Origin of the sequence: Dickeya fangzhongdai, from assembly GCF_002812485.1 — a bacterium.
In the GTDB taxonomy this organism is placed as follows: Bacteria; Pseudomonadota; Gammaproteobacteria; order Enterobacterales; family Enterobacteriaceae; genus Dickeya; species Dickeya fangzhongdai.
The window spans coordinates 4,691,450-4,711,170 of sequence record NZ_CP025003.1; the positions used below are offsets into that span (position 1 = coordinate 4,691,450).

Here is a 19,721-nt window from a genome sequence, read left to right on the forward strand (position 1 = left end):
GGTGCTCGACGTTCAAACGGAAAGGGGATGATAACAGAAGAGGATTGTAGCAAAAGTCAGGGCCGGGGCGAGATCCGTTAACCCGCTTCTGAACGCGCCCCGCATTTCCTTTCCTGATGAGGGGGTGCTAGGCTGTGCTTTGCAACATCAGCTTTCCCTTTGCTCAAGGAGCGTACTATGGCAAATACCGCGGCAGCATTGCACATTCTGGTGGATACTGAACAACAGGCCACCGATATTCTGGCTCAACTGGAGAAGGGAGCGGATTTTCAGCAGTTGGCAAAAAAACATTCAACCTGCCCGTCAAAACGTAACGGCGGCGATTTGGGAGAATTCCGCAAAGGCGATATGGTGCCGGATTTTGATAAAGCGGTGTTTTCCTGCGAACTGCTCAAACCCTTCGGCCCGGTCAAAACCCAGTTCGGCTACCACATTATCAAGGTGCTGTACCGTAATTGAGGAAAAGGCGGCAAATGCCGCCTCAAACTGTTAACAACTCCTTAATTACAGGTGAATGCTTTTCCGGCGTCAAAACTGTGCTGAGGCAAGCGACTTCGCCGGGTGAGCGGCATGGATGCCGCGAAAGCCCGTGCCGCGTCTAACAAAAACGCCGGAAGCGTTTTTGAACAGCGTTTACGCTGGCCCGCAGGGCGAGCCACAGTATGTGGCGAGTAAACGCGTCACGGGTGGCCCGAACAGCGAAGGCGAATACCGAAGGAATCGCGTAGCGGCACAGTTTAGCCACTAGCCAGTGGTCAAGGAGAGGCAGCGTCTGAGCCTCTCATTGTCGTGCGTGCGATGAAGTTGCAAGGAATACCTAACGTTATTACGCACGTAATGTTTCACTGTTCTGACATAAATTTGCCGCTAACAAAACGATGAGGCTGTTTCCAGCCTAAAGCATTATCCAATAGTCATCAGGCTGGCGTTGCCGCCGGCCGCTGCGGTGTTGATGCTGAGCGATCGCTCGATCAGCAGCCGTTCCAGCGTAATACCGGTTTCCCCTCGCGCCAGTCCCTGAATACCGACAATCGCACCATCGCGCTGCGCCAGTTGTTCGCTCAGATGACGCAACTGATCGGCGTCGCCGTGGAAAATCGCGGCGTCAAACCGGCTGTCGTCCGTCACCCCATCACGACAGAACACCACTCGCGCCTGAACCTCGTCAGGCAATTGACGATGCAGCGACCGCCGTTCGGGCGTATCGATCCACAGCGCCCGGCTGCCAGCCGCCAGCACCGCCGCCAGTTGCACCAGCGCGTCATCGTCGTTATCCGCCATGCACAGTACCTGCTCGCGCGGCAGCAGCGTATAGGTATCACGTTCGCCGGTAGGGCCTGGCAACACCCGAACGGTACCACTCTGCGTCAGCTCGGCATAACGCCGGCAGCATGAAACCAGCCCGTCACGCCGAGCTTGCCGCGCCCAGGCTTCCAGCGTCTGCAATCCCTTCAGCAGCGGCTGACGCGCGGCGACATCAGCCGGGCGCTCGCTGTCCTGACGGGCCAGCGCCCGTATCACCACGTCATCCGGACGGTGCGACAGCAGCCGACAGAGATAGAGCGGCCCGCCCGCTTTCGGCCCGGTGCCGGACAGCCCTTCGCCGCCGAACGGCTGCACGCCGACCACCGCCCCGACCATGTTACGGTTCACGTACAGATTGCCGACCTTCGCCTGGCCGGTTACCCGGTTAATTGTCTCGTCAATACGGGTATGCAGGCCGAGCGTGAGCCCATAACCGGCGGCGTTGATTTGCCCGATAAGCGCATCCAGCTGATTACGGGAGTAACGCACCACGTGCAGTACCGGGCCGAACACTTCCTGCCGCAGCTCTTCCACGCTCTCCAGTTCGATCAACGTCGGCGGGATGAAATGCCCGCGCGTCCACTCCTGCTCATCCTGGCTGTTCGGCCACGCCGCCTGAAACACCGGCCGCCCCTTCGCGCGCAGAGTCCGAATGTGGCGTTCAATCCGCTGTTTCGCCTCGGCGTCAATCAGTGGCCCGATGTCGGTGGCAAGCCGCTCTGGGTTACCCATGCGGCACTCCGCCATCGCACCGCGCAACATCGCCAGCGTTTTCTCCGCCACTTCTTCCTGCACGCACAGCAGCCGCAGGGCGGAGCAGCGCTGACCGGCGCTGTCGAACGCCGAGGTCACCACATCCGTCACCACCTGCTCGGTGAGCGCTGAAGAATCGACAATCATCGCGTTCATGCCGCCGGTTTCGGCGATAAGCGGCGTGGTGCGCCCCTGTGGGTCGAGCCGACCGGCCAGCGCACGCTGCAACTGCGCGGCAACGGCGGTAGACCCGGTAAACATCACGCCCCGCACCCGTTCGTCGCCGACCAGCGCCGCGCCCACGGTTTCGCCGGTACCCGGCAGTAATTGCAGCGCGCCGACCGGCACCCCCGCATCGTGCAGAATCTGCACCGCCTGCGCGGCAATCAACGGGGTTTGCTCCGCCGGTTTGGCCAGCACGCTGTTGCCGGCCGCCAGCGCCGCCGCTATCTGACCGGTAAAAATCGCCAGAGGGAAGTTCCACGGGCTGATGCATACCACCGGACCCAGCGGGCGATAGTCATGATTGTTGAACGTCTCGCTGACCTGAGCCGCGTAGTAACGCAGGAAATCCACCGCTTCGCGCACCTCCGCCACCGCGTTCGCCAGCGTCTTGCCCGCCTCGCGCACCAGCAACCCCAGCAGGTGCTGTTGCTGGCTTTCCAGCAGATCGGCGGCGCGCGACAAAATCGCCGCTCGCTCGGCAGCCGGCGTGGCGAACCAGATATCGCCGGCGCTGACCGCCTGCGCTAACGCCTGCGCAATCGCCTGTGGTTGCGCCTCGCGCACATATCCCACCACGTCGCGCGGTTCAGCCGGATTGACCACCGGTCTGCTATCGCCGCCGGCATCATCGTCTACGGCCAGCATCGGTTGCGCCAGCCACGACCGGGCGGCGCTGGTCAGTAATGCGCTGGACAGCGACGCCAGCCGGTGTTCGCTGGACAAATCCAGCCCGCTGGCATTACGCCGCCCGCTACCATACAACGCGCGCGGCAGCGGAATGCGCGGATGCGGCTGCCCGACCCGCTCTTCACGCGCCGCCAGCGCTTCCGTCTCGCTTACCGGGTCGGCCACCAGCGTTTCCAGCGCCACCGACGGATCGGCAATCCGGTTGACAAACGAGGTATTGGCGCCGTTTTCCAGCAAACGGCGCACCAGATAGGCCAGCAGCGTTTCATGGGTGCCGACCGGCGCATAAATCCGGCACGGGCGGTTCAGTTTGCCGTCCGACACCTTACCCACCACCTGCTCATACAGGGGCTCGCCCATGCCGTGCAGGCACTGGAATTCATACTGACCCGGATAGTAGTTGTTGCCCGCCAGATGGTAGATAGCGCTGAGGGTATGGGCGTTGTGGGTGGCGAACTGCGGGTAGATCAGGTTCGGCGCCGCCAGCAGGCGGCGAGCGCAGGCCAGATAGGAAACATCGGTGTACAGCTTGCGGGTGTACACCGGATAGCCTTCCAGCCCGTCCATCTGCGCGCGCTTGATTTCGCTGTCCCAGTAAGCGCCTTTAACCAGCCGAATCATCAACCGGCGCTGGCTGCGGCGCGCCAGATCGATCAGCGCGTCAATCACGAACGGGCAGCGTTTCTGATAAGCCTGAATCACAAAGCCGATGCCGTTCCATCCCGCCAGCCGGGGTTCGAAACACAGGCGCTCCAGTAAATCGAGGGACAGTTCCAGCCGGTCGGCCTCTTCGGCATCGATGTTGATGCCGATATCGTATTGCCGCGCCAGCAGCGTCAGCGACAGCAGGCGCGGATAAAGCTCGTCCATCACCCGTTCGTACTGCGCCCGACTGTAACGTGGATGCAGCGCCGACAGTTTGATGGAGATACCCGGCCCTTCATAAATCCCGCGTCCGCTGGCGGCTTTGCCGATGGCGTGAATCGCCTGCTGGTAGGACATTAAATACGCCTCGGCGTTATCGGCGGTCAGCGCCGCCTCGCCCAGCATATCGTAGGAATAACGGAAACCACGCTCTTCCAGCTTGCGGGCATTCGCCAGCGCCTCGGCGATAGTTTCCCCGGTCACGAACTGCTCGCCCATCAGCCGCATCGCCATGTCCACGCCCTTGCGCACCAGCGGTTCGCCGCTTTTACTGATGATACGGTTAAGCGCGCCGGACAGATGGGATTCGTTGTGAGTGGCAACCAGCTTACCGGTGACCAGCAACCCCCAGGCGGCGGCGTTGACGAACAACGAGGCGCTGCGCCCGACGTGCGACTGCCAGTTGCCGTTACTGATTTTGTCGCGGATCAACGCATCGCGCGTGGGTTTGTCCGGGATGCGCAGCAGCGCTTCCGCCAGACACATCAACGCCACCCCCTCCTGCGACGACAGCGAAAATTCCTGCAGCAGGCTTTGCACCATGCCAGCGCGCCCGCCGCTGTTTTTCTGTCCGCGCAGTTTCTCCGCCAGCCCGGCCGCCAGCGTGCTGGCAGCGTGCGACATGGTTTCCGGCATCCGCGCCTGTTCCAGCAGCATCGGCACCATTTCCGTCTCCGGCCGTCGGTACGCGGCGGTGATCGCGGAGCGCAGCACCGACTGCGGCAACACCTGCTCAGCGAAGTCCAGAAACGGTTGATGGGTTTCTTCTTGCGGCGATTGCGGCATAATCTCTGCCGCCTCAATCGGGTCCAGCCCGATCGGGGAAGGAATTTCAGGGGTGTCCGCACCACTTTCAAGGCGCTCAAGATAGCTGAAAATGGCCTGTTTAATCAGCCAGTGCGGCGTGCGATCAATACGCTGCGCCGCGGCTTTGAGACGCTCGCGCGTGGCCTCATCGAGCTTGACGCCCATGGTGGTGGTGCCCATATCCGCTCCTGTTATGTACCCTAAATAATTCGAGTTGCGGGACAAAACGCTCGCGTTTTGAACAACGCAGTACGTTGGCCCTTCAGGGCAAGGCTCATTGAGCCTTGTAACGCGGCGACGCAGCGAATCCCCAGGAGCTTACCCAAGTAAGTGACTGGGGTGAGCGACAAATCGGCACTCGCCGATTTGAACGCTGCTTGCAGCGGCCCGTAGGGCGAGGCCCATTTATGGGCCGAGTAAGAAAGCCAACGCACCTGCAACTTGAAGTATGACGGGTATAAGAAAGTTATGTTGGAAAGCAGGACCACTATCAGGCAGGTTGCAACTTTGTGCAACCTTGTTAACAAATTACGCTTTTCACGATATTGCCGCCCGTTTCTCTGATCGGATAGCCGGTTGGCCGGCGACGTCCGCAAGGTTTTCCTTTGCGCTTGCCGGCCGTCAGATGAAAGGTGCAACCTGTAGCAACGACATCGAATCCGCGACCGCCCTGAATTTGTCGGGGCGCAGGACTGACGGATCTCATCACAATGGAGAACACAATGACGACGATGAGCACACCCTTGCTGGTCACCTTTCTGGTGTACATCTTCGGGATGGTGTTGATCGGCCTGATGGCCTATCGCGCCACCAACAACTTTGGCGACTATATTCTGGGTGGCCGCCGCATGGGGAGCGTGGTCACCGCGTTGTCCGCCGGCGCGTCCGACATGAGCGGCTGGCTGCTGATGGGGCTGCCGGGCGCGGTGTTTCTGTCCGGCATTTCTGAAAGCTGGATTGCTATCGGCCTGACCATCGGCGCTTATCTGAACTGGACCTGGGTGGCCGGGCGCCTGCGGGTGCACACCGAAGTGAACCATAACGCCCTGACGCTGCCGGACTATTTCAGCCATCGTTTTGAAGATAAAAGCAAATTGCTGCGGGTGATCTCGGCGCTGGTGATTCTGGTGTTCTTCACCATTTATTGCGCTTCCGGCATCGTGGCGGGCGCCCGCTTGTTCGAAAGCACCTTCAATATGGATTACACCACCGCAATGTGGGCCGGCGCCGCGGCCACCATCGCCTACACCTTTATCGGCGGCTATCTGGCGGTCAGTTGGACCGACACCGTACAGGCCAGCCTGATGATTTTCGCGCTGATCCTGACGCCGGTAATCGTTATTCTGTCGGTGGGCGGCATCACGCCGTCGCTGACGGTGATTGAAGGCAAAAGCCCGGCCAATCTGGATATGTTCAAAGGGCTGGACACCGTCGCTATTCTGTCGCTGCTGGGCTGGGGGCTGGGCTACTTCGGGCAGCCGCATATTCTGGCGCGTTTCATGGCGGCGGACTCACACCACACTATCCGCAATGCCCGTCGTATCAGCATGATCTGGATGGTGCTCTGTCTGGCCGGCGCCGTCACCGTCGGTTTCTTCGGCATCGCCTACTTCACCGGTAATCCCGATCAGGCGGGCAACGTCGCCCAGAACGGCGAGCGGGTGTTCATCGAACTGGCACGTCTGCTGTTCAACCCGTGGATCGCCGGCGTGCTGCTGTCGGCCATTCTGGCGGCGGTAATGAGCACGCTGAGCTGCCAGTTACTGGTCTGCTCCAGCGCCATCACCGAAGATCTGTACAAACCGTTCCTGCGCAAAAACGCCAGCCAGAAAGAACTGGTATGGGTCGGCCGCGCGATGGTGCTGCTGGTGTCGGTGATCGCCATTGCGCTGGCGGTGAACCCAGAAAATCGGGTACTGGGGCTGGTCAGCTACGCCTGGGCAGGATTTGGCGCCGCGTTCGGTCCGGTGATTCTGATTTCCCTGCTGTGGCCGCGTATGACCCGCAATGGCGCGCTGGTCGGTATGCTGGTCGGCGCCGCCACGGTCATCATCTGGAAACAGTACGGCTGGCTGAATCTGTATGAAATCATCCCCGGCTTCCTGCTGTCCTGCGCCGCGATTGTGGTCGTCAGTCTGCTGGGCCGCGCGCCGTCCGCCGCTGTGACCGAGCGTTTCCATCAGGCCGAGCGGGAGTTTAAATCTGCGCCGGCGGATGCCTGACCCCAGACAACAATACGGCCCGAATCAGCGGGCCGTGTTATGGGTGAGTCACGGTAATGCGGGTTTTCAATGTTTCGTAACCGCCGTGAAGCCGAATACGGTTATCCAGCCGGTACACATCGCCGGTCACGTTAATCACCAGCACGCCATCCTGCATACGAATATCCGCGTCGCGGCTGTTAGTCTTGAGCACGTCTCTCGCTTCCCCGCCGTTCACGCTGACGGTATACCGATAGATAAACCCTACGGTCGCCCCGCCGCTATCGAGCTGGAGAATATTTACCGTGACGTTATCTTCAAGCTGATATTGTCGTACCAGATTGTAATCATCGTCCGACCAATAGAGAAAAGCCAAAAACACCACGATCAAAGCGGCGGCAGCGACCGTCAGCCGCGGCGACGAGAAAGAAAACGCCTTACTCACCTTTGTGGTTTGCATAACTCGCCTTTGACGTATGTGGCTGATAAACCGACGCTCGGATGCATAAAAAAACGGGGCGCCATCTGCGCCCCGTTCTGCTATGCGATAGGTTCTAATGGCCTTAGCCAGCCACCGCAATGCGTTTCATGTCGGTCATGTAGCCACGCAGTTTCTTGCCGATGACTTCGATCGGGTGGTTACGGATAGCGTCGTTCACGTCACGCAGCTGTGCGTTATCCACGCTGGTCGCGGCTACCGGTTTGCCCAGGTCGCCCGGCTGCAGGCTGTCCATGAACGCGCCTTTCAGCAACGGAACAGCAGCGTTGGCGAACAGGTAGTTACCGTACTCAGCGGTATCGGAGATCACCACGTTCATTTCATACAGACGCTTACGAGCGATGGTGTTGGCGATCAGCGGCAGTTCGTGCAGCGACTCATAGTAAGCCGACTCTTCGATAATGCCGGAGCTGACCATGGTTTCGAACGCCAGTTCCACGCCGGCTTTGACCATCGCGATCATCAGCACGCCGTTGTCGAAGTATTCCTGCTCGCCGATTTTACCGTCAAACTGCGGCGCGTTTTCAAACGCGGTTTTGCCGGTTTCTTCACGCCAGGTCAGCAGTTTCACGTCGTCGTTGGCCCAGTCGGCCATCATGCCGCTGGAGAACGCGCCGGAGATGATGTCGTCCATGTGTTTCTGGAACAGCGGCGCCATGATGCCTTTCAGTTGTTCAGACAGGGCGAAAGCGCGCAGTTTAGCCGGGTTGGACAGACGGTCCATCATCAGGGTGATGCCGCCCTGCTTCAGCGCTTCGGTGATGGTTTCCCAGCCGAACTGAATCAGTTTTTCCGCGTAAGCCGGGTCAACGCCTTCCGCAACCAGCTTGTCGAAGCTCAGCAGCGAACCGGCCTGCAGCATGCCGCACAGAATGGTCTGCTCGCCCATCAGGTCGGATTTCACTTCCGCCACGAAAGATGACTCCAGCACGCCCGCACGGTGACCACCGGTCGCAGCAGCCCAGGCTTTGGCGATCGCCATGCCTTCGCCTTTCGGGTCGTTTTCCGGGTGAACGGCGACAAGCGTCGGCACGCCGAAACCACGTTTGTATTCTTCACGTACTTCGGTGCCCGGGCACTTCGGCGCCACCATCACTACGGTGATGTCTTTACGAACCTGCTCGCCCACTTCAACGATGTTGAAACCGTGGGAGTAACCCAGCGCCGCACCCTGTTTCATCAGCGGCTGCACAGCCTGTACCACGGCGGAGTGCTGTTTGTCCGGAGTCAGGTTAACCACCAGGTCCGCCTGCGGAATCAGTTCTTCATAGGTGCCGACTTTAAAGCCGTTTTCGGTAGCCTTGCGCCATGACGCGCGTTTTTCGGCGATGGCTTCGGCACGCAGGGCGTAAGCGATATCCAGACCGGAATCGCGCATGTTCAGACCCTGGTTCAGACCCTGAGCGCCACACCCCACGATGACCACTTTTTTGCCTTTCAGATAGCTGGCTTCATCGGCGAATTCATCGCGGCCCATGAAACGGCACTTGCCCAGTTGCGCCAGCTGTTGACGCAGGTTCAGTGTATTGAAGTAATTGGCCATGAGGCGTGCTCCATCTGATATTGTGTTTGTGTTTGCTTTATGTTCGGGACGGCGGTAACCACCGCCATCAGAATGTCATTATGATATGACAGGAAATACATTGCTTAAATTGATATATTAACAACGTCATATTGCAAGAATTGCAACATTAAAACGAGACACGGCGCGCATGGACTTACGGGATCTGAAACTTTTTTTGCATCTGGTGGAGAGCCGCCACTTCGGCCGTACCGCCAAGGCGATGCATATCAGTCCCTCCACGCTGTCGCGCCAGATCCAACGGCTGGAAGAGGACATCGGACAGGCGCTGTTTTTGCGCGACAACCGCACCGTACGCCTGACCGATGCCGGCGAGCACCTCAAAACCTTCGCCCAGCAGACCCTGCTGCAATACCAGCAGTTACGCCTGATTCTGCAACAACGCGGCCAGTCGCTCTGCGGCGAGCTGCGGCTGTTCTGCTCGGTGACCGCCGCTTACAGCCACCTGCCGCCGATTCTGGATCGCTTCCGTGCGCGGTATCCGCTGGTGGAAATCAAGCTCACGACCGGCGACGCGGCTGACGCGGTGGACAAGGTGCAGTCCAATGACGCCGATCTCGGCATCGCCGGACATCCGGAAACGCTGCCGGCCAGCGTGGACTTTATGCCGATCGGCAAGGTGCCGCTGGTGCTGATCATTCCGGCGCTGCCCTGCCCGGTGCAGGCGCAGGCATTGCTGCCGCATCCGGACTGGTCGCAGATTCCGTTCATCCTGCCGGAACACGGGCCGGTGCGGAAAAGAATTGACGTCTGGTTCCGCCGTCAGCACATTACCAATCCTCCCATCTATGCCACGGTGTCCGGCCATGAAGCGATGGTCTCGATGGTGGCGTTGGGCTGCGGTATCGCCCTGATTCCTGACGTGGTACTTGAAAACAGTCCGGAACCGGTGCGTAATCGTGTGTCGATATTGGAAGCGCAAGCCATGGAACCGTTCGAATTGGGCGTCTGCGTGCAGAAAAAGCGCCTGAACGACCCGCTGATAGCAGCATTTTGGGAAACCCTACAGGAAAAATGATGAAACGATCGCTTGCTACGTTACTGCTGCCACTGGCTGTGGGTTGCAGTGCGCTCCCGGCGCTGGCCGCCAGTTTTCCCTGCCAGCAGGCCGCCTCGGCGCAGGAAAAACTGATTTGCCAGACGCCGGCGCTCAGCCAACTGGATGACGAGCTGGCAAAAGAGTGGCAGAAATCGCGGGCGTTTCTCACCGGCAACCCCGAACGCGTCGCGCAGGACAAAAATCTGACCCAGTTCCAGCGCAACTGGCTGTCCAGCCGCAATACCTGCCGGGATGAAGAGTGCCTGCGCCAGAGCTACCAGCAACAGCTTAACCGCCTGCGCTACCTGAACGATGTCACCCAGCACACGATGCCGGACCCGATCGCCCGGCCACGCCGCAGCAGTTGCTTTGACGGCGACTACAGCTACGAGTATTACCTGCAGTTGTCCGATCAGGAGTACGCCGAACTGAGCGATTACTTCAAGGAAATGTACGACCAGAAAGCGCCGTACCACCTGGTCAACCTGACGCTGAATACCGAAGACGGCGACATCACCGGCACCGGTTCAGTGGCGTTTCGCTATGCCAACAAGCTGGATGACATCACGCTCAGCGCCCGCCAGATGACCGACACTCAGGCCATCGGCCAGACGGAAAGCAGCTTCGGCGGGCAGAAAAAGCTGCTGTTGACCTGCGTTGATAACCGGCAGGTACAAATCACGGTGTTTGACGCCGCCGGTGAAAGCTATCTGTTTGATTATTTGATGGTGAAGGGCAAATAACCCTCAACGACTAAACCATTTCTCATCCAGAAAGGCGGGGCTGACTTTTTCCGGTTCCGCCGCTTTCTTCATCGCTTCAATCTTCATCAGATAGTGGTACAACGGCTCCAGCCGGGTAAAGCCTTTCGCCAACACCGACGCCAGTTCACCGCTAAACAGCGGGTCCTGATCCTGACGGGTGGTCATGACCGCAAACGATTTACGGTTGTACCAGTGCGCCAGTTCTGCCTCCTGATCCTTAATCAGCGGCCGTTTGTAACTCTCGCCCACCAGCGCAAACTCACGGCCCAGACAAGACGCGATGTCCAGAAAACCCTGTGGATTGTCGCGCAGCGTCTGCCGGAACAGCTCCATCGTGGTGCGGCTGGCGCTGTAATACCCCAACCCGTAGCTCCAGTCATACGGCGTCAGTTCGAAAAAGTAGACCGGCGCATCGGTCCAGTCCTTGTGGGTACGCTTGAAGGTGAACCACATTTTGTCGCGATAGCGGGATTTGTCATGAGAAAAGCGGGTGTCGCGGTGAATGCGGGATAACGTTTTGCCCACCGCCGGCTTGGTTTCGAAATGGTCGTCAATCTGCAGCATAGCGATAGACAGCGACTCCACCAGCGCCCGAAAAGGCGTCAGCAGCCGGTCGTCATACTCTTGCCGGTGCTCTTCAAACCATTCTTTGCTGTCCTGCTGGCGTACCTGCTGCAAAAAGGTCAGCGTCTGCGGCGAAAACCCGTTGAATCCCGTTGCCATGATGTGGTGTCCCTGACTGACTGGTGAGACGTCAAGCCTACCGCAGCACGCCATAAAATAAAATGCGCCCGGCGGCGTAAAACCGTCGGGCGCATTCGGAGAAGCGAACGGACCTAACCTTGCAGGAAGAAACGGAACGCGGGGTTCTGCGTCTCATCGTGGCACTCATACCCCAGCGCCTGCAGATGCTGCTCGAACGCCGGGTCGTGTTCCGTACGCTCGAAGGCCGCCAGCACACGACCAAAGTCGGTGCCGTGGCTGCGGTAATGGAACAGCGAAATATTCCAGTACGTTCCCAGCGTATTGAGGAACTTCAGCAACGCGCCCGGCGATTCCGGGAATTCAAAGCTGTACAACCGTTCCTTCAGCGGCTTGGACGGCCGCCCGCCGACCATGTAACGCACATGCAGTTTCGCCATCTCGTCGTCGGACAGGTCTACCACCTGATAACCGCCCGCCTGCAATTCCGCCAGAATCTCGTGGCGCTCGGCGTTGCCGCGCGTCAGTCGCACGCCGACAAAAATACAGGCGTTGTCGGCATCGGCGTAACGGTAGTTGAACTCGGTGACGGAGCGCCCGCCCAACAGTTGGCAGAACTTGAGGAAACTGCCCTTCTGTTCGGGAATGGTCACCGCCATCAGCGCTTCGCGCTGTTCGCCCAGTTCGCAACGCTCGGACACGTAACGCAGCCCGTGGAAGTTGACGTTGGCGCCGGACAGAATATGCGCCAGCCGTTCGCCCTGAATGTTGTGCTGCTGGATGTATTTTTTCATCCCGGCCAGCGCCAGCGCCCCGGACGGCTCGGCAATCGCGCGCACATCCTCGAACAGATCTTTGACCGCCGCGCAGATAGCGTCGCTGTCGACGGTGATGACATCGTCCAGATACTCCCGACACAGGCGGAAGGTTTCGTTACCGATGCGTTTCACCGCCACCCCTTCGGCGAACAGCCCGACGCGCGGCAAATCCACCGGCTGGCCGGCGTCCAGCGCCGCCCGCAGGCAGGCGGAGTCTTCCGCTTCCACGCCGATCACCTGAATCTGCGGCATCAGTTGCTTGATCAGCACCGCGACGCCCGACGCCAGACCGCCGCCGCCGACCGGCACGAACACGCGGTCCAGATGAGCGTCCTGCTGCAGCAGTTCCATCGCCAGCGTTCCCTGCCCGGCGATCACCGCCGGGTGGTCGAACGGCGGCACAAAGGTCATGTGCTGCTGTTGCGACAGTTCGATCGCCTTGGCTTTGGCTTCATCAAAGTTGGCGCCGTGCAGCAGCACTTCGCCGCCAAAATCGCGTACCGCATCCACCTTGATATCCGCCGTGGCGACCGGCATCACGATCAACGCGCGAATGCCGAGACGGCTGGCGGACAGCGCCACGCCTTGCGCATGGTTGCCGGCCGAAGCCGTCACCACGCCGTGCGATTTCTGCTCGTCGCTGAGGCTCGCCATCATGGCGTAAGCACCGCGCAGCTTGAAGCTATGCACCGGCTGCCGATCCTCGCGCTTCACCAGAATGACATTGCCAAGCCGTGAGGAAAGTTTATCCATCCGTTCCAGCGGCGTGACCTGCACCACTTCGTACACCGGCGCGCGCAACACCGCGCGCAGGTACTCCGCCCCGCCGGGTTCGGCGGGAAGAGGTAGAGAAACAGCCATGGCGTTTAGCCTCCCAGCTTGCTCTTGTCTCGAACCGCGCCTTTGTCGGCGCTGGTAGCCAGGCTGGCGTAAGCGCGCAGCGCAAAAGAAACCTGACGATTACGGTTTTTCGGCGTCCAGGCGGCATCGCCGCGCGCCAGTTCCTGCTCGCGGCGGCGGGCCAGATCGTCGTCGCTCACTTCCAGCGCGATACCGCGCTTGGGAATGTCGATGGCAATCATGTCGCCGTCCTGCACCAGGCCGATGGTGCCGCCGTTGGCCGCTTCCGGCGATGCGTGACCGATAGACAAGCCGGAGGTGCCGCCGGAGAAGCGACCGTCGGTGATCAGCGCGCAGGCTTTGCCCAATCCCATCGATTTCAGGAAACTGGTCGGATAGAGCATCTCTTGCATGCCCGGCCCGCCTTTCGGCCCTTCGTAGCGAATCACCACCACGTCGCCCGCCACCACTTTACCGCCCAGGATCGCTTCTACCGCGTCATCCTGCGATTCGTACACTTTCGCCGGACCGCGGAACACCAGGCTACCTTCATCCACGCCGGCGGTTTTCACGATACAGCCATTCTCTGCGATGTTGCCGTACAGCACGGCCAACCCACCATCCTGACTGTAAGCGTGTTCGCGGGAACGGATGCAGCCTTCTTTACGGTCGGTATCCAGCGTCTCCCAGCGACAGTCCTGCGAGAATGCCTGCGTGGTACGGATGCCCGCCGGACCGGCGGAGTACATTTTCTTGACCGCTTCGTCCTCGGTCTGCATCACGTCGTAGGCTTGCAACGTTTGCACCAGATCCTTGCCCAGTACGTTGCGAACATCGCGGTTCAGCAGCCCGGCGCGATCCAGCTCGCCCAGAATGCCGATAACGCCGCCGGCGCGATGCACATCTTCCATGTGGTATTTCTGGGTGCTCGGCGCCACCTTGCACAGCTGCGGCACCTTACGCGACAGGCGATCGATGTCGTCCATGGTGAAGTCCACTTCCGCTTCCTGCGCCGACGCCAGCAGATGCAGCACGGTGTTGGTGGATCCGCCCATAGCGATGTCCAGCGTCATGGCGTTTTCAAACGCCGCCTTGGTGGCGATATTGCGCGGCAACGCGCTGGCGTCATCCTGTTCGTAATAACGCTTGGTCAGTTCAACGATGCGTTTGCCGGCGTTGAGGAACAGCTGTTTGCGGTCGGCATGGGTCGCCAGCAGCGAGCCGTTGCCCGGCTGAGACAGCCCCAACGCTTCGGTCAGGCAGTTCATCGAGTTGGCGGTGAACATGCCGGAACAGGAACCGCAGGTCGGACAGGCGGAGCGCTCAATCTGATCGCTGTCGGCGTCGCTGACGTTGGGGTTGGCGCCCTGAATCATGGCGTCCACCAGATCCAGCTTGATCAACTGGTTGGAGAGTTTGGTTTTCCCGGCTTCCATCGGGCCGCCGGAGACGAAGATCACCGGAATGTTCAGGCGCAGCGAGGCCATCAGCATCCCCGGCGTGATCTTGTCGCAGTTGGAGATGCACACCATGGCGTCCGCGCAGTGGGCGTTGACCATGTACTCCACTGAGTCGGCGATCAGCTCGCGGGAAGGCAGGGAGTAAAGCATACCGCCGTGCCCCATCGCGATACCGTCATCCACCGCGATGGTATTGAATTCTTTGGCGACGCCGCCGGCGGCTTCAATCTGCTCGGCGACCAGTTTGCCCAGATCGCGCAGATGAACGTGTCCGGGAACGAATTGCGTGAACGAGTTCACCACAGCGATGATGGGCTTGCCGAAATCGGCATCGGTCATGCCGGTGGCGCGCCACAGGGCTCGCGCTCCAGCCATATTACGACCATGCGTGGTGGTGGCTGAACGGTACTTAGGCATACTCTGATTACTCCAGTTTAAACGGGTAGCCGGCGGCGATACGCCACCGGGAAAAGTCTTTTTTCAATTAACGGTTTATCGGATCCAGCCAGCCCCATTTGTCTTCCGTCTCGCCAGTGAACAGGCCGAAAAACGCCTGTTGCAGCTGCTTGGTGACCGGGCCGCACTTGCCGATGCCGACCTGAATGCCGTCCACGCTGCGAACCGGGGTGATTTCCGCCGCCGTGCCGGACATGAACACTTCATCCGCCAAATATAGCGATTCGCGCGACAACACCTGCTCGCGCACTTCAAAACCTTTGTCTTTCGCCAGCTTGATGATGGCGTCGCGGGTGATGCCCGGCAGCGCGGCGGAAGTGAACGGCGGGGTGAAAATCACGCCGTCTTTTACTTCAAACAGGTTTTCGCCTGCGCCTTCGGACACATAGCCGTTTACATCCAGCGCGATCCCTTCCTGATAGCCGTGACGACGCGCTTCACTGCCCACCAACAGGGAGGACAGATAGTTACCGCCCGCTTTGGCCGCGGTCGGGATCGTGTTGGCGGCAACGCGGTTCCAGGACGACACCATGGCGTCGATCCCCTGATCCAGCGCTTCTTCGCCCAGATACGCGCCCCACGGGAACGCCGCGATAATCACATCGGTATTGTAGCCAGCCGGCGGGTTCACCCCCATGCCGACATCGCCAACGAATACCAGCGGGCGGATATACGCGCTGGTCAGTTTGTTCCGACGCAGTGTTTCGCGGCAGGCTTCCATCAGTTCGTCAACGCTGTAGGAAATCGGCATACGGTAAATTTTGGCTGAATCATGCAGGCGCTGCATGTGTTCACGATGACGGAACACCACCGGCCCTTTGTGAGAATTATAGCATCGCACACCCTCAAACACCGACGTGCCGTAATGCAGCGCGTGGGACATCACGTGAACTTTAGCGTCCGCCCAGGGAACCATTTCGCCGTTGAACCAGATATAGTCTGCTTTTTTAGTCATTGTTGATTTTCCTTACCGATGCCGTCAGGCACGTATTTGTTGTGATGTGAGCGGCTGGATCTCCACACAGGCGATGTCCAGCAGTTTGCTTAATTGGGTTGACAATAAATCCACCGGTCTGTGGCTGGCAACGGTCATTTCAATCTGTACCTGATCGTCGTTATTCGCCTGCGTCATGTTCATGGCGCAGACCTGAAAGCCGCGGTGACGGGTCACGCGCAACACGCGCTCCAGGACTTCCGGGCGATAACGGGCCTGAATGGAAAGCTGATGATGTGTCATGGGAAAATCTCCTGCCATTATTCTGTTTTATCCAGCATCGTTTCATTACCGGCACCCGGCGGCACCAGCGGCCAGACATTCTCATTCTCGTCGATGGAAACATGCAGCAGGTAAGGACCTTCGCTGTTCAGCAGCGCATCCAGGGCGGAATCAATCTGGTCTTTATGGGTAATTCGCTGGCCGGGAATGCCGAAGGCGCTGGCCAGCATCAGGAAATCGGGGTTATCGGAGAGGTTGGTTTCACTGTAGCGTTCGTCGAAAAACAGTTGCTGCCATTGTCGCACCATGCCCAGTCGCTGATTGTCCATCAACACGATTTTCAGCGGCAGACGTTTTCGCTTGATGGTGCCGAGCTCCTGCACATTCATCATGAAAGAGCCGTCACCGGAAATACAGATTACGGTATCGTCGGGACGCGCCACCTGAGCGCCGACCGCCGCCGGCACGCCGAATCCCATGGTGCCAAGACCGCTTGAGGTGATGAAATTTTCCGGGCGGGTGAAGTGCATATGCTGGGCGGCCCACATCTGATGCTGCCCGACATCGGTAGTGATCACCGTTTCGGCCGGCATACGGTCCGCCAGGGTGCGGAGCAGCGCCGGAGCATAAATGGCTTCACCCGGATGGTCATAACGCCAGTCGTATTCAGCTTTCATCATCGCCGCCTGCTGACGCCAGTCAGCGATATCCAACGGCTGTTGCAACGCCGGCAGCAGCTGATTCAGATCACCACGCAGCGCCACGTGCGCCTGCCGCAGTTTATTCAGCTCCGCCGGATCGATATCCATGTGGATCACGTTGGCATGCGGCGCAAACGCGCTCAGTTTACCGGTCACGCGGTCATCAAAGCGCGCGCCGACGGCAACCAGCAAGTCGCACTCTTGTACCAGCAGGTTGGCGGCGCGGGTGCCGTGCATGCCGATCATACCGAGATAATACGGGTAGTCTTTCTCCACCGCGCCCAACCCTTTCAGGGTCGCCACGGCGGGAATCCGGGACGTTTCGATAAATGAGCGCAGCGCTGGAACCGCCTGCGCCATTCCTACGCCGCCCCCCACATACAGCACCGGTTTTTTCGCTCGCGCCAGCATCGCCCGCGCTTCCGCGACCTGCTGGGTCGAAAAGGGCATAACGTCATCCACCGGCATGAAACACGGAGAGAAATCCCCTTCCGCCAATTGAATATCCTTAGGAATATCAATCAGCACCGGGCCGGGGCGCCCGCTGCGGGCCACGGCGAAAGCTTCAGCCATGATCTCCGGCAACGACGCGATGGAGTCAACCAGGAAACTGTGTTTGGTGCAGGCCAGCGAGAGGCCGAGTACATCGATCTCCTGAAAGGCATCGGTCCCGATCAGGGCCGAGCCAACCTGACCGGTAATCGCCACAATGGGTACTGAATCCAGCAACGCATCCGCCAGGCCGGTAATCAGATTAGTCGCGCCGGGGCCGGACGTCGCAATGCAAACTCCAACGTTGCCGGTGGAGCGGGCATAACCGATGGCGGCCATGGCTGCCCCCTGCTCATGGCGACAGAGCAGGTGTTCCACGCCGCCGTCGTACAACGCATCATAGACCGGCATAATCGCGCCACCTGGATAACCGAATACGGTCTCCACTCCCTGCGCCCGCAACGCTTGTACCACCCACTGCGCACCATTCATAGTTATTTCCCCGACTCTATCTGGGGAAAACAGGATTTTATGCTACTCGACATTATCTGCTCCCTTGTTGCGATTGCCGGCCCATAAAAAAACCCCCGACCTTTCGGTGCGGGGGTTTTCTTGAATTCGGCCTTGATTTCTAAGCCATTCTTCGTCCAAGTGCAGCCCCGCACGGTGGGATAATAATCACCACCACGCTAATCACGACTAGGCTAATCACCAGGTTGAAGGCTTTCATTTCAGGTTGTTCATTAATCTACTGTCGAACGAATACCTACAGAGTTATCACAGCAAGCCCCGCCATGACAACTCTTTTTTTCCGCAACTATTGAGCCAGCCAACCGATAAGCATCACAAAACGGCTTATTATTCATGCATTAACCCGCCACATGCGACATCGTGCTTTTTGCCGTCCACTTTCGTTCGGAAAACGCCGCCAGCACGGCAATCATGATCGCCACCACTCCGGCGACCATCGCCATAGCGAGCGCATAGTTATGGTTGTGGGCTTCGGCAATGCTCGCCTGCAGCGTGGCATTAACCGATGCAATCAGGTTGCCGAGCTGGTAGACAAAACCGGGGAGCACCGCCCGCGTGTTGCTCGGCACCAGCTCATTCAGGAAGGTCGGGATCACGCCCCAGGCGCCCTGCACCATGAACTGCATCAAAAACGCGCCCAACCCCAGCGCCCAGGGCCCGTGCGAGAACGCCCACAGCGGGATCACCGGCAATGCCAGCAACGCCGCCGCCATAATCGCTTTCTTCCGACCAATGCGCTCCGACAGCGTACCGAAAAAGATGCCGCCGATGATCGAGGCAATATTGTAGCCGATGGCGATCATACTGACGGTTTTCGCGTCAAAACCATGCTGGATTTTCAAAAATGCCGGATACAGGTCCTGCGTGCCGTGGCTAAAGAAATTGAACGACGCCATCAGCACCACCAGATAAAGACAAAGTTTCCAGTGCGTCTTTAACACCGGCAATAACGCCGTGCTTTCCTTACGTACCCGGGCAGCCCGCCATACCGGCGACTCTTCCACACAGAAATAAATAAACGGCAGCAGCAAAATAGGAACCGCGCCGATGATAAACATGCCGCGCCAGCCGACCTGATCAAACAACAATCCGTAAACCACCGCCGCCAGCAAGTAACCAAACGGATAACCGGCCTGAAAAATGCCTGACATCAACCCACGGGAGCGGTCAGGAATGGTTTCCATCGCCAGTGAGGACGCCACGCCCCAAATTCCTCCCATCGCCACGCCATACAGCACTCTCAACAGCAGAAATACCGTAATACTCGGCGCTGCGGCGGATAACAGCTCAAACACCGAGAACAGCACGATGTTCAGCATCAAAATCGGCTTGCGACCAAACTTCTCCGCCAACCGTCCCAACAGCAACGCGCCGATAGGACGAACGGCCAGCGTCAGCAGAATGGCCAGCGTCACCTGTTCCATGCTGACGGAAAAGGCATGGGCGAGTTCGCTAAGCAGAAAAACCAGAATGAAGAAATCAAATGCATCCAGCGCCCAGCTTAAAAAGCTGGCAATCGCTGCATTACGTTGCAGGGCAGTCCAACCAAACATAATTTTTATCCTGATAGTGAGACAGCTTCACGTCATTAACAGGCTGAACGGCAAGCGATGCCGCAGTCGATGAGGCGATGTGAAAATCGCAGATGATATTTTAAATATTTGTTAAATACGCCTCTCATGGCAATCGGGCAATGCTGTGTTCGGTATGAATCTGTTG

15 protein-coding genes are annotated in these 19,721 nt (G+C 59.0%); 4 read left to right on the forward strand and 11 right to left on the reverse strand.

The genetic code is table 11. The annotated features are described in order from the left end of the window. Positions 1 to 177 precede the first annotated feature (177 nt). A complete protein-coding gene (gene ppiC / locus CVE23_RS21055) occupies positions 178 to 459 on the forward strand; it encodes a peptidylprolyl isomerase PpiC (RefSeq protein ID WP_012767933.1) in 282 nt (93 codons plus the stop codon). 444 nt (positions 460 to 903) lie between these two features. Here ppiC and putA read toward each other — a convergent pair whose 3' ends face one another. Next, positions 904 to 4,881, reverse strand: a complete 3,978-nt coding sequence (putA, locus tag CVE23_RS21065; protein WP_100850284.1) for a trifunctional transcriptional regulator/proline dehydrogenase/L-glutamate gamma-semialdehyde dehydrogenase — start codon at positions 4,879 to 4,881, stop codon at positions 904 to 906. Positions 4,882 to 5,423: 542 nt separating this feature from the next. On the opposite strand from putA, the gene putP reads away from it, so the two are divergent. After that, complete coding sequence (gene putP / locus CVE23_RS21075) at positions 5,424 to 6,923, forward strand: sodium/proline symporter PutP (RefSeq protein WP_100850285.1); 1,500 nt, start codon at positions 5,424 to 5,426, stop codon at positions 6,921 to 6,923. 37 nt (positions 6,924 to 6,960) lie between these two features. Here the strand turns inward: putP and CVE23_RS21080 are convergent, their stop codons facing one another. Further along, positions 6,961 to 7,362, reverse strand: a complete 402-nt coding sequence (locus tag CVE23_RS21080; RefSeq protein ID WP_225622618.1) for a hypothetical protein — start codon at positions 7,360 to 7,362, stop codon at positions 6,961 to 6,963. Between the two features lie 103 nt (positions 7,363 to 7,465). Beyond that, entirely contained in the window at positions 7,466 to 8,944 is a 1,479-nt protein-coding gene (gene ilvC / locus CVE23_RS21085) for a ketol-acid reductoisomerase (protein ID WP_038664620.1), read from the reverse strand. A gap of 169 nt (positions 8,945 to 9,113) precedes the next feature. Between ilvC and ilvY the strand changes: the two genes are divergently transcribed. Together ilvY and CVE23_RS21095 are read left to right on the forward strand one after the other, a co-directional pair. Next, positions 9,114 to 10,001 carry an HTH-type transcriptional activator IlvY gene (gene ilvY / locus CVE23_RS21090; RefSeq protein ID WP_038920518.1) on the forward strand — a complete coding sequence of 296 codons (888 nt, stop codon included), beginning with the start codon at positions 9,114 to 9,116 and terminating at the stop codon, positions 9,999 to 10,001. Continuing rightward, the gene (locus CVE23_RS21095) at positions 10,001 to 10,765 is read left to right on the forward strand and encodes a lysozyme inhibitor LprI family protein (RefSeq protein WP_100850286.1); all 765 of its coding nucleotides are present in this window, start codon (positions 10,001 to 10,003) and stop codon (positions 10,763 to 10,765) included. The genes ilvY and CVE23_RS21095 overlap by 1 nt, the downstream gene beginning before the upstream one ends. 3 nt (positions 10,766 to 10,768) lie before the next feature. Here the strand turns inward: CVE23_RS21095 and CVE23_RS21100 are convergent, their stop codons facing one another. From CVE23_RS21100 to CVE23_RS21135, 8 genes are all read right to left on the reverse strand, one after another. Further along, complete coding sequence (locus CVE23_RS21100) at positions 10,769 to 11,509, reverse strand: DUF2461 domain-containing protein (protein ID WP_049854274.1); 741 nt, start codon at positions 11,507 to 11,509, stop codon at positions 10,769 to 10,771. A gap of 113 nt (positions 11,510 to 11,622) precedes the next feature. Beyond that, entirely contained in the window at positions 11,623 to 13,167 is a 1,545-nt protein-coding gene (ilvA, locus tag CVE23_RS21105; protein WP_100850287.1) for a threonine ammonia-lyase, biosynthetic, read from the reverse strand. Between the two features lie 5 nt (positions 13,168 to 13,172). Further along, complete coding sequence (gene ilvD, locus CVE23_RS21110; RefSeq protein ID WP_038920521.1) at positions 13,173 to 15,023, reverse strand: dihydroxy-acid dehydratase; 1,851 nt, start codon at positions 15,021 to 15,023, stop codon at positions 13,173 to 13,175. Between the two features lie 67 nt (positions 15,024 to 15,090). Then, positions 15,091 to 16,017, reverse strand: coding sequence for a branched-chain-amino-acid transaminase (gene ilvE / locus CVE23_RS21115; RefSeq protein WP_038920522.1), 927 nt, complete (start codon positions 16,015 to 16,017; stop codon positions 15,091 to 15,093). A gap of 24 nt (positions 16,018 to 16,041) precedes the next feature. Further along, positions 16,042 to 16,299 (reverse strand): acetolactate synthase 2 small subunit, encoded by a 258-nt coding sequence (gene ilvM / locus CVE23_RS21120; RefSeq protein WP_038920524.1) that lies wholly within the window; start codon positions 16,297 to 16,299, stop codon positions 16,042 to 16,044. A 17-nt stretch (positions 16,300 to 16,316) separates the two neighbouring features. Next, positions 16,317 to 17,963, reverse strand: coding sequence for an acetolactate synthase 2 catalytic subunit (gene ilvG / locus CVE23_RS21125; RefSeq protein WP_038920525.1), 1,647 nt, complete (start codon positions 17,961 to 17,963; stop codon positions 16,317 to 16,319). A gap of 139 nt (positions 17,964 to 18,102) precedes the next feature. Continuing rightward, positions 18,103 to 18,201 (reverse strand): ilv operon leader peptide, encoded by a 99-nt coding sequence (gene ilvL / locus CVE23_RS21130; protein ID WP_071526243.1) that lies wholly within the window; start codon positions 18,199 to 18,201, stop codon positions 18,103 to 18,105. A 139-nt stretch (positions 18,202 to 18,340) separates the two neighbouring features. Then, the gene (locus CVE23_RS21135) at positions 18,341 to 19,555 is read right to left on the reverse strand and encodes an MFS transporter (protein WP_038920526.1); all 1,215 of its coding nucleotides are present in this window, start codon (positions 19,553 to 19,555) and stop codon (positions 18,341 to 18,343) included. Positions 19,556 to 19,721 lie beyond the last annotated feature (166 nt).

Excerpts from the sequence above, each read along its gene's own strand:
- CVE23_RS21135 (WP_038920526.1), bottom strand. The coding sequence starts at position 19,555 with ATGTTTGGTTGGACTGCCCTGCAACGTAATGCAGCGATTGCCAGCTTT.
- ilvY (WP_038920518.1), top strand. The coding sequence starts at position 9,114 with ATGGACTTACGGGATCTGAAACTTTTTTTGCATCTGGTGGAGAGCCGC.
- ilvD (WP_038920521.1), bottom strand. The coding sequence starts at position 15,023 with ATGCCTAAGTACCGTTCAGCCACCACCACGCATGGTCGTAATATGGCT.
- putP (WP_100850285.1), top strand. The coding sequence starts at position 5,424 with ATGACGACGATGAGCACACCCTTGCTGGTCACCTTTCTGGTGTACATC.
- ilvG (WP_038920525.1), bottom strand. The coding sequence starts at position 17,963 with ATGAATGGTGCGCAGTGGGTGGTACAAGCGTTGCGGGCGCAGGGAGTG.
- ilvE (WP_038920522.1), bottom strand. The coding sequence starts at position 16,017 with ATGACTAAAAAAGCAGACTATATCTGGTTCAACGGCGAAATGGTTCCC.
- ilvL (WP_071526243.1), bottom strand. The coding sequence starts at position 18,201 with ATGAAAGCCTTCAACCTGGTGATTAGCCTAGTCGTGATTAGCGTGGTG.
- putA (WP_100850284.1), bottom strand. The coding sequence starts at position 4,881 with ATGGGCACCACCACCATGGGCGTCAAGCTCGATGAGGCCACGCGCGAG.
- CVE23_RS21080 (WP_225622618.1), bottom strand. The coding sequence starts at position 7,362 with ATGCAAACCACAAAGGTGAGTAAGGCGTTTTCTTTCTCGTCGCCGCGG.
- ilvC (WP_038664620.1), bottom strand. The coding sequence starts at position 8,944 with ATGGCCAATTACTTCAATACACTGAACCTGCGTCAACAGCTGGCGCAA.
- ilvA (WP_100850287.1), bottom strand. The coding sequence starts at position 13,167 with ATGGCTGTTTCTCTACCTCTTCCCGCCGAACCCGGCGGGGCGGAGTAC.
- CVE23_RS21095 (WP_100850286.1), top strand. The coding sequence starts at position 10,001 with ATGAAACGATCGCTTGCTACGTTACTGCTGCCACTGGCTGTGGGTTGC.
- ilvM (WP_038920524.1), bottom strand. The coding sequence starts at position 16,299 with ATGACACATCATCAGCTTTCCATTCAGGCCCGTTATCGCCCGGAAGTC.
- ppiC (WP_012767933.1), top strand. The coding sequence starts at position 178 with ATGGCAAATACCGCGGCAGCATTGCACATTCTGGTGGATACTGAACAA.
- CVE23_RS21100 (WP_049854274.1), bottom strand. The coding sequence starts at position 11,509 with ATGGCAACGGGATTCAACGGGTTTTCGCCGCAGACGCTGACCTTTTTG.